This is a genomic window from Parvimonas sp. M20 (genome assembly GCF_035282425.1).
Lineage (GTDB): Bacteria > Bacillota > Clostridia > Tissierellales > Peptoniphilaceae > Parvimonas.
Map to the genome: position 1 here is coordinate 177551 of NZ_JAYKBQ010000002.1, position 14806 is coordinate 192356.

General features: G+C 25.9%; 13 protein-coding genes, 1 pseudogene and 1 other annotated feature. Of the genes and pseudogenes, 10 read left to right on the forward strand and 4 right to left on the reverse strand.

The window, feature by feature from the left end:
- Window positions 1-130: 130 nt before the first annotated feature.
- From VJI93_RS01945 to VJI93_RS01955, 3 genes are read left to right on the forward strand one after another with little or no spacing between them, the layout of a single operon-like run.
- Window positions 131-2506, forward strand: a complete 2376-nt coding sequence (locus tag VJI93_RS01945) for a DNA internalization-related competence protein ComEC/Rec2 (RefSeq protein WP_323998701.1) — start codon at window positions 131-133, stop codon at window positions 2504-2506.
- The gene (gene holA, locus VJI93_RS01950) at window positions 2503-3549 is read left to right on the forward strand and encodes a DNA polymerase III subunit delta (protein WP_323998700.1); all 1047 of its coding nucleotides are present in this window, start codon (window positions 2503-2505) and stop codon (window positions 3547-3549) included. Before VJI93_RS01945 ends, holA begins: the two co-directional genes overlap by 4 nt.
- A complete protein-coding gene (locus VJI93_RS01955; RefSeq protein ID WP_323998698.1) occupies window positions 3542-5881 on the forward strand; it encodes a heavy metal translocating P-type ATPase in 2340 nt (779 codons plus the stop codon). Before holA ends, VJI93_RS01955 begins: the two co-directional genes overlap by 8 nt.
- Window positions 5882-5907: 26 nt before the next feature.
- On the opposite strand, the gene VJI93_RS01960 is transcribed toward VJI93_RS01955, so the two are convergent.
- Entirely contained in the window at window positions 5908-7350 is a 1443-nt protein-coding gene (locus VJI93_RS01960) for a leucyl aminopeptidase (RefSeq protein WP_323998696.1), read from the reverse strand.
- Between the two features lie 100 nt (window positions 7351-7450).
- Window positions 7451-7906 carry a COG2426 family protein gene (locus VJI93_RS01965; RefSeq protein ID WP_323998693.1) on the reverse strand — a complete coding sequence of 152 codons (456 nt, stop codon included), beginning with the start codon at window positions 7904-7906 and terminating at the stop codon, window positions 7451-7453.
- Between the two features lie 306 nt (window positions 7907-8212).
- Here VJI93_RS01965 and VJI93_RS01970 point away from each other — a divergent pair.
- Window positions 8213-8641: pseudogene (locus VJI93_RS01970) on the forward strand (integrase core domain-containing protein); the annotation flags it as partial.
- 269 nt (window positions 8642-8910) lie between these two features.
- Here VJI93_RS01970 and VJI93_RS01975 read toward each other — a convergent pair.
- Window positions 8911-9696 carry a Fic family protein gene (locus VJI93_RS01975; protein WP_323998692.1) on the reverse strand — a complete coding sequence of 262 codons (786 nt, stop codon included), beginning with the start codon at window positions 9694-9696 and terminating at the stop codon, window positions 8911-8913.
- 203 nt (window positions 9697-9899) lie between these two features.
- Window positions 9900-10017 (forward strand) — a sequence feature (ribosomal protein L10 leader region).
- Between the two features lie 20 nt (window positions 10018-10037).
- On the opposite strand from VJI93_RS01975, the gene rplJ reads away from it, so the two are divergent.
- The 6 genes from rplJ (at window position 10038) to VJI93_RS02005 (ending at window position 14284) form a co-directional block, all read left to right on the forward strand.
- Window positions 10038-10538, forward strand: coding sequence for a 50S ribosomal protein L10 (rplJ, locus tag VJI93_RS01980; protein ID WP_323998690.1), 501 nt, complete (start codon window positions 10038-10040; stop codon window positions 10536-10538).
- A gap of 29 nt (window positions 10539-10567) precedes the next feature.
- Entirely contained in the window at window positions 10568-10942 is a 375-nt protein-coding gene (gene rplL / locus VJI93_RS01985) for a 50S ribosomal protein L7/L12 (protein ID WP_323998689.1), read from the forward strand.
- Window positions 10943-11192: 250 nt separating this feature from the next.
- Complete coding sequence (locus VJI93_RS01990; protein WP_323998688.1) at window positions 11193-11708, forward strand: NUDIX hydrolase; 516 nt, start codon at window positions 11193-11195, stop codon at window positions 11706-11708.
- Window positions 11709-11930: 222 nt separating this feature from the next.
- Window positions 11931-12269 carry a type II toxin-antitoxin system PemK/MazF family toxin gene (locus VJI93_RS01995; protein WP_009372758.1) on the forward strand — a complete coding sequence of 113 codons (339 nt, stop codon included), beginning with the start codon at window positions 11931-11933 and terminating at the stop codon, window positions 12267-12269.
- 16 nt (window positions 12270-12285) lie between these two features.
- Complete coding sequence (locus VJI93_RS02000) at window positions 12286-13158, forward strand: hypothetical protein (RefSeq protein ID WP_323998687.1); 873 nt, start codon at window positions 12286-12288, stop codon at window positions 13156-13158.
- 16 nt (window positions 13159-13174) lie between these two features.
- Window positions 13175-14284, forward strand: a complete 1110-nt coding sequence (locus VJI93_RS02005; RefSeq protein ID WP_323998685.1) for an FAD:protein FMN transferase — start codon at window positions 13175-13177, stop codon at window positions 14282-14284.
- 44 nt (window positions 14285-14328) lie between these two features.
- On the opposite strand, the gene VJI93_RS02010 is transcribed toward VJI93_RS02005, so the two are convergent.
- Window positions 14329-14718, reverse strand: a complete 390-nt coding sequence (locus VJI93_RS02010; RefSeq protein ID WP_323998684.1) for a hypothetical protein — start codon at window positions 14716-14718, stop codon at window positions 14329-14331.
- Window positions 14719-14806 lie beyond the last annotated feature (88 nt).

Here is a 14806-nt window from a genome sequence, read left to right on the forward strand (position 1 = left end):
GCTTTATGCCTTGTGATAAAGCTGTAATTATTTCATCATAATTACCTAAATTCAATTATCAAAAAGGGATTATGATATAATAATTATGGATTTATGAAAAATATTTTATGTTTTTTTGGTTGGAGGCAGTATGAAAAGGAATATTATTTTTTATCTGATTTCCTTAATATGTGGAATTCTATTTTGTTATTTTTTAAAAATTGAACATTTTACAAAATTTTATATATTTTTAGGTTTAGCTGTTGCTTGTTTATTTTCATATGTTTTTAGATTTAATAAAATAAGATTACTTATTTTTATGCTTTCATTAGGTTTTTTAGTTAGCTTCTTTTCAGAGAAAGAAAGTAATTTAAAATCATTCTTTGATCAAGAAATTTCTTTTACAGGAGAAGTTTTAAATTCAACTGCACGTTCTGATGGAGATGGATTCAGACATGAGGTTAGATTAAAAAATATTGAGAATACAGAAAAAACAGAGAAAATTTTACTTTTTACAAATCATAAACAGTTTGAAATTGGAGATATTGTAAGTGTAACGGGAAAACTTCAAGAAATAAAATCAAATGGTAATCCAAGACTTTTTAATTATAAGAGATTTAATTTGAAAAAGAAAATTTTTTCAAATATTTATTCTGATGATGTAAAAAAAATTGGGGAGAATAAAAATTTAAAAAGAGATTTTCATAAATTTGTCGAAAATGTATTTGATACTTTTCTTTCAACTGATAATTCCAATATTATGAAGAGGATATTTCTTGCAAATAACTATGATGCAGATTTTGAAAATAATATTAGAGAAATTGGACTTTCACATATTTTAGCTGTTAGTGGTTTACATATTGGAATAATATATTTAATTTTAAGTAAAATTTTAGTCATTTTACCAATAAAAAGGCTTTTTAGAGAAATTATAATTTTATTTTTTATATTTTTATATGCATATTTAATTGGTAATCCTGCAAGTGTTTTAAGAGCAGAAATATTTTTGCTTATTTCTATATTTTCGTCGCTTTATGGAAAAGTTAAAGATAGATTAAATGACCTTTTATTGACTATTTTTGTCATTTTATTGATAAATCCATATATGATTTTTGATGTAGGATTGTATTTAAGTGCGTTTTCAGTATTTGGAATTACAAAGATTTTACCATATTTTTCAAATAAGAGAGATGGTTTTGTACTTAAATCTTTAAAACTTACTTTTTCGGTTATGCTTATAATTTTACCTATTATTTTATATACTTTTGGGAAGTTTTCAGTTATTACCTTCTTTAGTAATTTAGTATTAACACCAATTTTTGTAATTTGCATAGTTATTTCGTTTTTTATTTTGTTATTTGGTTTATTTAGTTTAAAAGTTTGTGTATTTTTGGGATTATTAGTTAATAATTTATTAAATCTTATAAGATTAAATGTTGATTTTTTAAAGGATATAAATATAAACGTTACTTTTTATGAATATAACATAGTACTTTTAATTTTTACATATTTTTTACTTTTAATTTATTTTAAGAGGAGAGATTTTAAGTATTTTACATTTGATAACTTTAAATTTTTTATACTTTCTGTTATGATTCTATTTGTTTCTACAAATATTTATAACATTTATAAAAATGAAGTAAATATCAATTTCATAGATATAGGACAGGGAGATGCCTGTTTAATAAGAGGAAAACAGAATAATATTCTAATAGATACAGGTGGAATTACTTTTGGTAAAGGAGATAACGGAAAATCTGTTTTAATTCCATATTTACAAAAAAATGGGGTTAAAAAACTAGATTTTGTATTTATTTCACATTTGGATGCAGACCATTGTAAAAATTTGGGATCTTTATCTAAGGAAGTGGAGATTAAAAATTTATTTTTTAGAAAAGACGGGTATAGAGATTTTGTAAAAAAATATGGAGAAGTTAAGGCTGAAAATATTTATAATATTGAAAATAATTTAAAAATAAATTTAGAAGATGTAGATTTAGAAGTTTTAAAAGAAAAAGATTCTACAGAAGAAAATGAAAGATCCATAATAGTTAGAGTTACAGTAAATGGAAAGAAAATACTTTTTACCGGAGATATTGGATCTTTTACAGAAAATCAGCTTATAAAAAACGATATAGACTGTGATTATCTGAAAGTTGCTCATCATGGGAGTAAGAATTCTAGTTCACCTGAATTTTTATCAGCTTCAAGTCCAAAAACTTCTATAATTTCCTGTGGTTATAAAAATAGATATAACCATCCACATAAAGATGTACTAGATAGAATAAAATCTACAGGAAGTGATGTTTTTAGGACTGATTTACAGGGAAATATAATGCTTAGAATTAATAAATTTGAAGAAAAAATTATAGGTTTTAGAGAAATTGATGGTAATTTATTAGGTTTATTAAATTTTTATTTTATGGATATTTTAAATATTATAATGTATTTATTAGGATTCTTTGTTTTAGTTAAAATTAGAAAAGATTCAGTTATAGATTTAGACTTTATTGAGGAGGAACTATGAATTATATACAAGCTATGAAGTTGCTAGACAATGGGGAACTTAATGGTATATATGTTTTAAGTGGAGAAGAAATTTTTTTGATAGATAGATTTGTTGAGCTATTTAAAGAGAATATTGTTTCAAAAGATTTTTTTGATATGAATTATATCGAATATGATTTTTCAAAAATTGACTTACAAAAGTTAAAGATTGATTGTGAAACAGCTCCATTTTTTAGTAATAAAAGACTTATTATTGTAAATGATGTAAATCTTTCAAAAAATGGAATTTCTATATATAAAAATTTTTTTGAGGAAATGTATGATTATATAGATAAGATTCCAAATACAACAGTTCTTCTTTTTGTTATGAAAGGAAGTCTTGCTTTTCGTGGTAAATTTTATAAACAAATTTCGATTTTAGGACATAATATTGAACTTGTAAGGTTTAATGAAATTGAACTTTTTAAATTTATTAAGAAAAGATTTGTTTCAAAAAATATCGAAGTTAAAGATATTGTTTTAAAATATATTATCGATAGAATTGGGTATTTAGATAGTAGCAGAGAAAAAAATCTTTATGATGTAGAAAATGAAGTAAATAAACTTCTTAACTCATTTTCTAAAGATGTTTTAGATTTTAAAGATGTTGATGAAATTTTAATTGATAAATTTGAAAATAGTATTTTTAAATTACTTGATATGATTTCTAAAAAAGATTATAAAAATTCTATTAAGATTTTAGTTGAGCTTAAAAAATCGGGAGAGGACTCTTTTTCTACATTTTATATGATTGTAAGATATATTAGAAATCTTTTAGGAGTAAAAGTTTTGAAACTAAAACAAAAACACATAGACTATATTTCAAAAGAGTTAAAAATTTCAAACTACGAATGTAAAAAATTGTATTCAGTTTGTGATAGTTTTTCTATAAAAACTCTATGTGATTATATTGATTTAACATATTCTGTAGAATCAGATATTAAGACAAAAAATAGAGATATAGATTTATTGTTGGAACTTTTGATTTCAAAAATGTCATTAGGAGGTGCTTCTTTTGAGTAAAAAGGTTAATATTTTTGTTGACGGAATGACTTGTCAAGCCTGTTCAATGAAGGTTGAAAAGGGACTATCAAAACTTAAAATAGTTGAAGAGGTCTCTGTAAATCTTATGAGCAAAACTGTTACAGTATCCGTTGAAGATGGAGCAAAAGTTGAAGGCCTTATTGGAGTTATAAAAAGACTTGGATATAAACCAAAAAGAGATGAATTGAAAATCGAAAAGAGTAGTCTTAAAGCAGAAGATATAGAAAAAATCATTTCTGAGTTAAAAGAAAAAGATACTGTTTTAGTAAAAGATGAAGATGACATTTTAAAAGTAAAATACTTAAAAGATGTTGTTTCTTTAGATGAAATAAATTCAATTTTAGAAAAATATAAAATTTCGGTTAAAAAAGAAAAAAAGGAAAGACAAAATATATATGAAGATGAAATTAAGGACTTAAAAAAGGACTTAATTATTTCGATAGTATTTAGTGTTCCACTTATGGTTTCAATGTTTTTCCATATGTTTAATTTGCATAGATTTATGTTAAATGGTTATATTCAATGGGCTTTGGCAAGTGTTGTTCAATTTTATGTAGGTAAAAGATATTATATAAATGCCTATAAAAACTTAAAAAACAAAAGTACAAATATGGATGTTTTAATAGCTTTTGGAACTTCAATGGCGTATTTTTATTCAGTTTATAAAGTTTTAATAGGAAGCGTTGATGTTTATTTTGACAGTTCTGCAATGATTATAACTTTAATTTTACTTGGTAAATTTTTTGAAGCAAATGCAAAGTCAAATACTTTCGGGGCAATTATGAAATTGATGGATTTGAAAGCGGACTATGCAATTGTAATTGATGGTGATAAAGAAGTTAAAAAGAATATTGAAGATGTAAAAATTGGAGATATTGTTCTAGTTAAACCTTATGAAAAAATTCCTGTTGATGGTGTTATTATTTCAGGGAATAGTTCTGTAAATCAAGCTATGATTACCGGAGAATCCGTTCCTGTCGAAAAGAATATTGGGGATACTGTTATTGGAGCAACCAATAATATCGAGGGAATTTTAAAAATTGAAGTAAAGAGTACAGTAGAAAATTCTGTATTATCTAAAATACTTGATTTGGTTCAAAATGCTCAGACAAAAAAAGCCCCTGTTCAAAGACTTGCAGATAAAATTTCAAGTTATTTTGTACCAGGAGTAATTTTGTCGTCTTTAGCTACTTTAGTAATTACTTATATTGTTACAAAAGATTTTACAACAAGTTTATTAAATAGCTGTGCAGTAATGGTTATAGCTTGTCCTTGTTCACTTGGATTGGCAACACCAACAGCGATTATGTCAGGAACGGGAGTTGCTGCACAAAACGGAATTTTAATAAAGAGTGGGGAAGTCTTAGAAAAAATTCATAAAATGGATAGCATTATTTTCGATAAAACAGGAACTCTTACAACAGGAGAATTAAAAGTTATTGAAATAAAAAATAATACTGAATTATTAGAAGAAAATTTCTTAAGTATTATATATTCCTTAGAAAAAAACACAGATCATCCTATAGCTAAATCTATCGTAAATTTTTGTAAAGAAAAAAATGTAAAAGAATTAAATATTTCAGACTTGAAAGTTATTGCTGGAATGGGAGTTCAAGCTAATTACAATGATAAAGAAATATTGATTGGAAAGAGAAAATTCATTGAAGAAAAACTTGGTAAATTAGAGTTAAATATCGAAAATGAATTATTGACAATCTTTATTTCAATAGGAAGTGAATTTGCTGGTTTTGTAGTTTTAGAGGATGAAATTTCAAATAATGCTTTTGAAATAATTAAGAAATTAAAAGAAAAAAATATTGATGTATATATGATAACTGGAGATAGTGAAGTTGTTGCTAGAAAAGTTGCAACTAAACTTGGAATAGATAATGTGCTTTATGAAGTTATGCCAGATGAGAAATCTCAAAAAGTTTTAGAATTGCAAAAACAAGGGAAAATTGTTGCAATGGTAGGGGATGGAATCAATGACGCTCCGGCTCTTGCGAGTGCGGATATAAGTTTTGCAATGGGAACTGGAACAGATATTGCAATGGAGACTTCAGATATTACTCTGATGAATGGTAATTTAAACACACTTTTAAATTCAATCAATATAAGTGAACAAACTCTTAAAATAATCAAAGAAAATTTATTTTGGGCATTTTTCTATAATATTATTGCAATTCCATTTGCTGCATTCGGATACTTAAATCCTATGCTTGCAGGATTTACAATGAGTTTTAGTTCAGTAAGTGTTGTTTTAAACAGTTTAAGATTAAAAAGATATAAATTTAAAAATGGTATGTCTTAAAAGGCATACCATTTTTAAATTCTTAATTATTTTTTATTGTATTTTTTTACAAAATTATAAAGTGTTTTTACAGGAGTACCACTTGCTCCTTCAGGATTTGTTCCCCAAGCTGAATTTGAGTATGAAGGACCTGCAATGTCTAAATGAACCCAAGGAGTGTTTTCAACGAAGTGTTCTAAGAAAACTCCTGCAGTAATTGCTCCGCCGGTTCCGGGAGCAGTTACATTTAATAAATCTCCAACTTTTCCTTTTACACTTTCTTTATGTTCTTCATAAACAGGAAATCTCCATAAGTATTCACCCATAAAGTCTGCTGATTCTTTAATTTTTGCAAAGACTTCATCATTATTACTTACAGCTCCAATAACTCTTGAACCCAAGGCTTGAATACAAGCACCTGTTAAAGTTGCTACATCAATTATACATTCAGGGTTTAATTTTGATGCTCCATAGTAAATAGCATCTGCTAAAGTCAATCTTCCTTCAGCATCAGTATTAATTACTTCAATGGTTGAACCTTTCATTGAAGAAATTATATCTCCATTTCTGTAAGCATGTCCATTAATCATATTTTCACAAGATGCAACAAGTGCAATTACATTTCTTTGCACTTTCATTTTTCCTACTGCATACATTGTTGAAATAACAGAGGCACTTCCACCCATATCAGTTTTCATAGTAACCATTCCTGTAGCAGGTTTGATTGCATATCCACCTGAATCATAAGTTAAGCCTTTACCAACTAAAACAATAGGTTTTTCATCTTTGTTTGGTAAATGTTTCATAATTATAAATTTAGGGGGTAGATCACTACCTTGTGCTACTGATAGAAAAGCATCCATTTTTAAAGATTCAATTTGTTTCTTTTCTAAAACTTCAACTTCTACACCAACTTTTTCAAGTTCTTCTTTTGCAAAATTCGCTAAGGTTTCAGGATAAATATCATTAGCAGGTCTATTTACAAGATCTCTACACATAAACACTGCTTCCATTATTGCTTCAATTTCTTTTATTCCACTTTCTACATGTTCTATTTTATCTTCTAAGACAGTAAAGAACACTTCACATTCAAATTTGTCTTTTTTTTCTTTTAGGAAGTTGTCAAAAGCGTAGTTCACATTTATAATACCTTCAATCATTGCTTGAGCAGTTAATTTATAACAAATACCATCAAACTTTTTGATTTCAATATTGCATGATTTTATTTTATTAGCTTTTAAAATTTTTCCAAGAGAAAGGAAAGCTCTTCTGATGTTTTCAAGAGAATTTTCTTTTTCTTTTCCTAAACCTAATAAAATTACATTTTCAGAATTTGGACCTAGATTTGAAAAAACTTCGCCTCTTTTTCCGTTAAAAAGTTTGTTTTCTTTTACATAAGCTTTTAGTTCTTCACTTATTCCGCAAATATCATTTCCATCAAATAAAGTAATAACTTTAACTATTCCGGAATTGCCAATTTTAAATTTCATACACTACCTCCAAAATTAAATTAGATAAAAATTATCTTACCTATATAATAACTAAAATTTAGATTTTTTGCAATAGAAAAGAACAACTGAGTTGTCCAATTTAAAAAATATTAAAACTAATTGTAGCCATAATTATTCCTGATAGAATTAATCCTAAAACTGCTGATAATAAACTTGTTTTAAAATCAATATCTAAAATACTTGCAGCAAGCATTCCTGTATAGGCACCGGTTCCCGGAAAAGGAATGCCTATAAAAACCGCAAGTGCAATTAAAATTCCACTTTTTCCTGATTTTTTTAAAATTTTTTCTCCTGCTTTATGACCTTTTAATAAAAGTTTCTTACAAAACTTTCCAATGTACCTTTTATGTTCACCCCAAAGTAAAATCTTTTTAGCAAGAAAGTAAACAAATGGAACTGGAATTAAATTTCCTATTAGTGCAATTATATACGAACTTAAAATTGGAAGTCCCATTGCTTGTGAATAGGGAATAGCACCTCTTAGTTCTATAATAGGTACCATTGAAATTAATAAAACTAACAAATATTTTATCATTATCTCTCCTTGAATCTTTTTTAATAATGTATATATTCTACCATAAAAATGAAATAAAAGAAATATAAAAAAAATTTTAAAAAATGTTGTGAGATAATACATATGTGACAAAAAAATAAAAAAATAGGAAGCTATCTGGTAAAATAATAGTAACAAAAAAACAAATTATCAGAAAGAAAGGCTTCCTATGAAAATAATTATACCTATGAAAATAATTATACCAGAAGAGATGAGGTTTCGTCAAAAAAGTAGTAGAATATGCAATAAAATATGGAAATAATGCAAAAGTAACAAGAAGATATGATACAGGCAACTCGTGAAAGGTTTATTTATCCTTTTAAGGAACAATCTTCTTATAGTATTGTTACTTTTGTTAAAATAGCTATTAAACACTTTGGTTATATTTCTGAAATTATTCAAATCGATAATGGCTTTGAATTTACTCATTTTAAAGATACTAAAAGAGTTCATCCTTTTGACAAACTATGTAATGAATTGGGTATTAAACATCAATTAATCAGACCTAGAACACCTAGACACAATGGCAAGGTTGAAAGAAGTCATAGAAATGACAATGAAAGATTTTACAGTAATTTATCTTTTTATTCTTATGAAGATTTGGTTGTACAAATGAAAAAATATCTCTATAAATCTAATAGATTACCTATGCAAACTTTAAATTGGCTTTCACCTATTGAAAAACGTAAAGAATTATTAGAATTAAAGGAGAATTAATTCTCCTTTAATTCTAACATACAGGTTATATTTTTTTATAATTTTTGGTCTCACATCATTTACAAATGTATAGAAGTATTTTTTTTACTTCTCATTAATTTATTTTTTATTATTCTAATTATTTTATAAAGCTAACAGTTCAGCCCACTTTTCCATTATGTTTGCATTGACTTACCCACCAACTTTTATATCCATTTTTCCAATAAACACTATTTTCGTTTGCTACTTGAGACTTTGCCCAAGCTGTATGATTAAATAAAAAATAAAAACTAAAATTCTATTTCTTTTTCTATTTCATTATCCTTTAAAAATTCTATTTCTTTTTCATATTCTAAAAGTATTTTATATTCTTTTTCTATTAAAAAAGTTGTAAAGTCTTTTAAACTTCTCATATTTTTGTTCTTTCCATAGAAATCTAAAAATTCATAGTACTTATTTCTCTCTTCAGGATTTATTGATATAGGTTTGAATCCATTTTTCATTAGACAATAATTCATTAAAAGTCTTGATGTTCTTCCATTTCCGTCACCAAAAGGATGAATCCTTACAAATTCTGCATGTGTAAAACTTGCAAGTTCTATTGGGTTTAAATTTTTTTTATTATTTTCATAATCAAAAATAAAGTTTTTCATTTCCTCTCTTACTTTTGTAAATTCTGGAGGGCTAAAAGACGCACCTGTTATTTTCACATTTACATTTCTATATATCCCACCTTGAAAAATGTTTTGTACCACTATTTCATGTATATCTTTTATCTTTTCTTCAGTTAATTCATCACCTTTTTTTATCATCTCTTTTATAAATTCAAAAGCATTTTTATTATTTATGATTTCATAAATTTCTCTAAGTTCTTTTCCAGCAACAGAATAACCATCTTCTAATATAGTCTTAACTTCAAATATCGATAGTGTATTCCCCTCAATTTTTGTGCTTTCATGTGTAAATTTAAGTTCAAAATCTTTATCTATTTGACTATATACACTTATTAATTTTTCATTTTTAAAAGTATTTATGTAGTCGTTTAATTCTTTTATTTTTTGAAAATCTATTTTCATTTTTTATATACACCACCTTCTTTTTATATAATTATACCATAATTTGAATAAACTTTTAAACTTTTTATTTAATCCTTTATTTCTAACATACAGGTTATATTTTTTTATAATTTTTGGTCTCACATTATTTACAAATGTACAAGAAATATTAAATTTTTTTTAAAAAGGTATTGCATTTATTTAAAATTATGGTATAATATATATGTTAATTTTATAGGCTACCCAAGACCGTAGGGACATTAGTTTAAAAATCCTACATAGGTGGAAATACTTTATTATGTATTTTATCTCTACTCTTGGTAGAGATTTTTTAATATGTAGCCTTTCGTGGAGGTGAAAAGATGAAAGATTTTGTTTTAGAACAAAAACAAGCTGTTATATCAGAAATTAGAGAAAAAATTGAAAATTCAGGTTCTTTAGTTTTAGTTGATTACAGAGGCTTAACTGTTGAACAAGTAACTGACTTAAGAAATAAGTACAGACAAGCTGGTGTTCAATATAAAGTATATAAGAATACTATGATGAAATTAGCCTTCAAGGAATTAGGATATGAAGATTTCAATCAATATCTAGAAGGACCAAGCGCTGTTGCGTTTTCAGGAGAAGATTTAACAGCAGCAGCAAGAATAACTAATGAATTTGCAAAATCAAATGAAAAATTAGTTATTAAAGCAGGTATATTAGAAGGAAAAATTTTAGATACTAACGGCGTTAAAGCTGTTGCAAGTATTCCTTCAAGAGAAGTACTTGTTGCAAAGTTACTAGGAAGCTTAAAGGCTCCAGTATCAAATTTAGTTTATATGTTAGAAGCAGTAAGAAAAAAGAAAGAAGAAGCAGCTTAATGGTTGCATAAAATTTTAGGAGGTATATTATGGATTTCGAACAAATATTAGAAGCAATTGAAAAATTATCAGTTCTTGAATTAAATGAATTAGTTAAAGCAGCAGAAGAAAAATTTGGAGTTTCTGCAGCAGCACCTGTAGTAGTAGGTGGAGCAGTAGCTGGTGGAGAATCAGCTGGAGCAGCAGAAGAAAAATCTGAATTTGATGTAATTTTAGCATCAGTTGGAGCAGAAAAAATGAAAGTTGTTAAAGCTGTTAAAGATTTAAGTGGATTAGGATTAAAAGAAGCTAAAGAAATAGTTGACAACGCTCCAAAAGCTATTAAAGAAGGAGTAGCTAAAGAAGAAGCTGAACAAATGAAAGCTAAATTAGAAGAAGTAGGAGCTACTGTAGAATTAAAGTAACAAATTACTTATATAATAATTTGAGAATTAAAGGTGGATTTTTGTCCACTTTTTTTTATAAAAGTTTTTAATACTTATTATTAAGTGTTGATTTATTTTCTCTAAAAATATATAATAAACAAATAAGATTATTTAATAGGAAGTTTTTTGAACGAAAATAATAAGACTGATTGACATTACTTATAAAAATGTTATATTTTTTATTAATTTGTATAATGATGTAAATAAATTTACATAAGGAGAAAATTTGTTGAAAGAAGTATTTGCTATTCCTGCTGTAGGGGCATTAATTTACAGGATTAAAGATAATAAATTAAATATTTTAGTCCAAGAAAGGTATAAGGAAAATGAAATTTTTGAAAAAGGTTTATTAGAATTGCCAGCAGGAAAGATTAGAGAATATGAAGATATTTTTAAAGCGTTAAAAAGAGAAGTAGAAGAGGAAACAGGATTAACAATTATAGAAATTATTGGTGAAAATAATATAGATATCAGAGAAATGGGTGAATATACTGTCAATAGCTATATTCCATTTTGCTGTACTCAGAATTTATCAGGAGGTTATTCTATTATTCTTCAAACTTTTTTGTGTAAAGCTGAAGGTAAAATAAGACCAAATTTTAACGAAACAAGAAATGTTAGATGGATGAATGTTGATGACATATATAGTTCTATTAATGAAAATTTAGAATCTTGGTATCCTATGCATGTTAATACATTATTTAAATTTATTGATTATTATCAAAAAGGGTTTATTTCTGAGTGATAAAGTTCAAATTTTAAAGCTATTTGGTTTTTTAAAGGATAAAATTATAATGGATTTCTATGGGGATTCTATTATTTTTAATTTGCATTATGATGCACTTTTTTACAAAAATTTTTCAATAATAATTATCAAGTCTTGATTTATTTCTCTTAAAAATATATAATAAATAAATAAGATTATTTAAGAGGGAGTGCTTTTAGTTTTTACTAAAAGAAAAAATATATGAAGGTAAAAAGAGGAGATATTTTTTATGCTGATTTAAGTCCCGTTGTAGGTTCTGAACAAGGGGGGGTAAGACCGGTCCTAGTTGTTCAAAATGATGTTGGAAATAAATACAGTCCAACTGTCATTATTGCAGCTATAACTTCTCAGATGAATAAAGTCAAACTTCCAACTCATGTTGAAGTTTCAGCAGAATTTGGGCTTCCTAAAAATTCTGTTGTATTGTTGGAGCAAATAAGAACTATAGATAAAAAAAGACTTAGAGAGAAAGTTGGATTTACAGATGAGTTCTTTATGAAAAAAGTTAATGAGGCACTTTTAAAATCTGTCGGGGTTTAGTACATAGAGGAAAAATATGCTTGAATTAGTAAAAAACATAGAATTTATAAAAAATAGAAAATTAAAAGTAAATAAAATAAGTGAAAAAGAATATATTTTGGAAAATAAAAGTGAAAAGTTTATTTTAAATTTATTTCCTTCTGGTAAGTTTTCTAAGATAAGTAAAATTTTTGATTGTCTAAATAATTTATCAGAAGAATTTTCTAATATTTCTTATGAAGATATTGGAATTTTAAATGATAAGTTCTGTTATAGAATTATTCCTTTTGTTATTGATGAAAAAAATAATTTAACTGATGAAGAAGCATATAATGTAGGCTTTAAAATTGGAAAATTTATTTTTGAATATCATAAAAGTTTTCAAGGATGCGATTGTGGTAGATGGAATAAGCATTACAATTATAGGATAAATAAATTCTTACATAAGTATGGACTTGGAAAATTTAGAGGAAACTTAGATTATGTTCTTTTTGATTTTTTAGAAAGAAATAGATATTGTTTAAATGATAGAACTTGTACTACTATAATTGGAATTAATGGACTTGATGATATAAAAATTTCAAAAGACGGGAAATTTCAAATTATAGAGGAGTATAAAATTTTAAGATCAGATTCTTATTTTGAGTTTAGAAATTTGAATCTATATTATGATAATAATGCAAATTTATTGACAGGAATTGTTGATGGATATTTTAAAAATAATGTTCCGAGGACATTTTTTAAACTTTTAGGAGTATATACTATAATTGAAAATTTATATGATATTTTTGTTGAAAGTAATGATTTTGAAGATGAGATAATAAATGAAAAGATAACAAAAATTAACGATATTTATGACGGATTTTCGAGTATATATCCTATTTGGTATTTAAGACAGAAAAAAATTTAGTTGAAGTTGGGGAAAAATGAAGAAATTTAATAGAAGAATTATAAGTTTATTGTTATGTTGCTTAGTTTTTGGAGCTTGTTCAAAAAAAACTGAAAACGTAGAATCTAAAAAAGATGTTAAAAATAATGAAAGTGCAAGCTTTAAGAAGTTTTCAAAATCATTTTTTGGTGTTTTTGATACAGATGTAGCTTTCAGTGCTTATTGTGCAAATGAAGAAGAATTTAATAAATATTATAAAGTATTAGAAGAAGATATGAAAAGATACCATAATCTTTACAATTCTTTTGAAAATGCTAGTGAGAATAATATAAAAACTATTAATGACAATGCTGGAAAAGAACCTGTTAAGGTTGACAAAGAAATTATAGAGCTTTTAGAATTTTCAATTGAAAATTATAAAAAATTATCTAATAAAAATAATATTGGTATAGGAAGTGTAACTTCTCTTTGGAAAGCAGAAAAGGATGCTGCTGTTGATCTTAAGGGAAAACTTCCAGATGATAATAAAATAAAAGAGGGGTTAAAGCATACTAATATTGACAATATTGTAATTGATAAGAAAAATAGTACGGTTTTTCTAAAAGATAAAGATATGAAACTTGATGTTGGAGCTATTGCAAAAGGTTATTCAGTAGAAAAAGTTATGAATAAATTGAAATCAATGGGTTTAAAAAGCGCAATAATTTCAGCAGGAGGAAATGTAAAAGCTATTGGAAGTCCTTTAGAAAAAGATAAAAATAAATGGGGAATTGGAATTCAAGACCCTAAGTTTGATTCTGATAAAGTTGATATTAAAGAAGTTATTTTTTCAAGTGAAACTTGTGCGGTTACAAGTGGAGATTATCAAAGATTTTATTTTGTAGGAGATAAAGCATATAATCATATTATTGACCCAAAAACTGGCTATCCTAAAGATAAAATTAAGAGTGTAACAGTTTTGTGTAATGATTCTGGACTTGCAGATTTTCTATCAACAAGTTTGTTTTTAATGGATGTTGAAGAAGGCAAAAAACTTTTAGAAAAAGTAGAAGGAGCAGAGGCATATTGGATTCTTTCTGATGGAAGTGTACATTATACAGAAAAAATGGAAAAAATGTTGCAAAGCAAAGGAGCCACAAATAAATAAGTTTAAGCAAAAAAAGTTAGGATTTATGGGTACACATCAAAATCCTAACTCTTTTTAATTTCTTCATGTTTACAATGTGGGCAAATAACTTTTATTTTTCCTTTTCCTTTTGGAATTTTAAGTTCTTGGCCACAATTTTTACATTTAAAATATTTGTAATTTTTCCTATCTCTAGATGAAAATTTTAAAAGTCTGGAGTATATTGGAGAAATTAAATTGAAAAATTTTATTTGCTCCATGGCTCTTTTTCTTTTATTTTTTGAAAACATTCTAAACAATGCAATTGAAAACAAAATAAAAGAGGTTATTGCTAAAACATCACTTTTCTTAAATAAATTTACAATTCCAAATCCAAGTGAAAGGTAGATTATTATATTATTTAGAATATCTCCGCCATATCTATCTTTCATAAAATCTAAAAATTTTTGTTTCATAGTACTCTCTCCTTAATAATGTATCAATCATTTTAATTATACCACAAAAAATAGTTCTAATAACAGTTTGATATTGTTTGCAATCTGT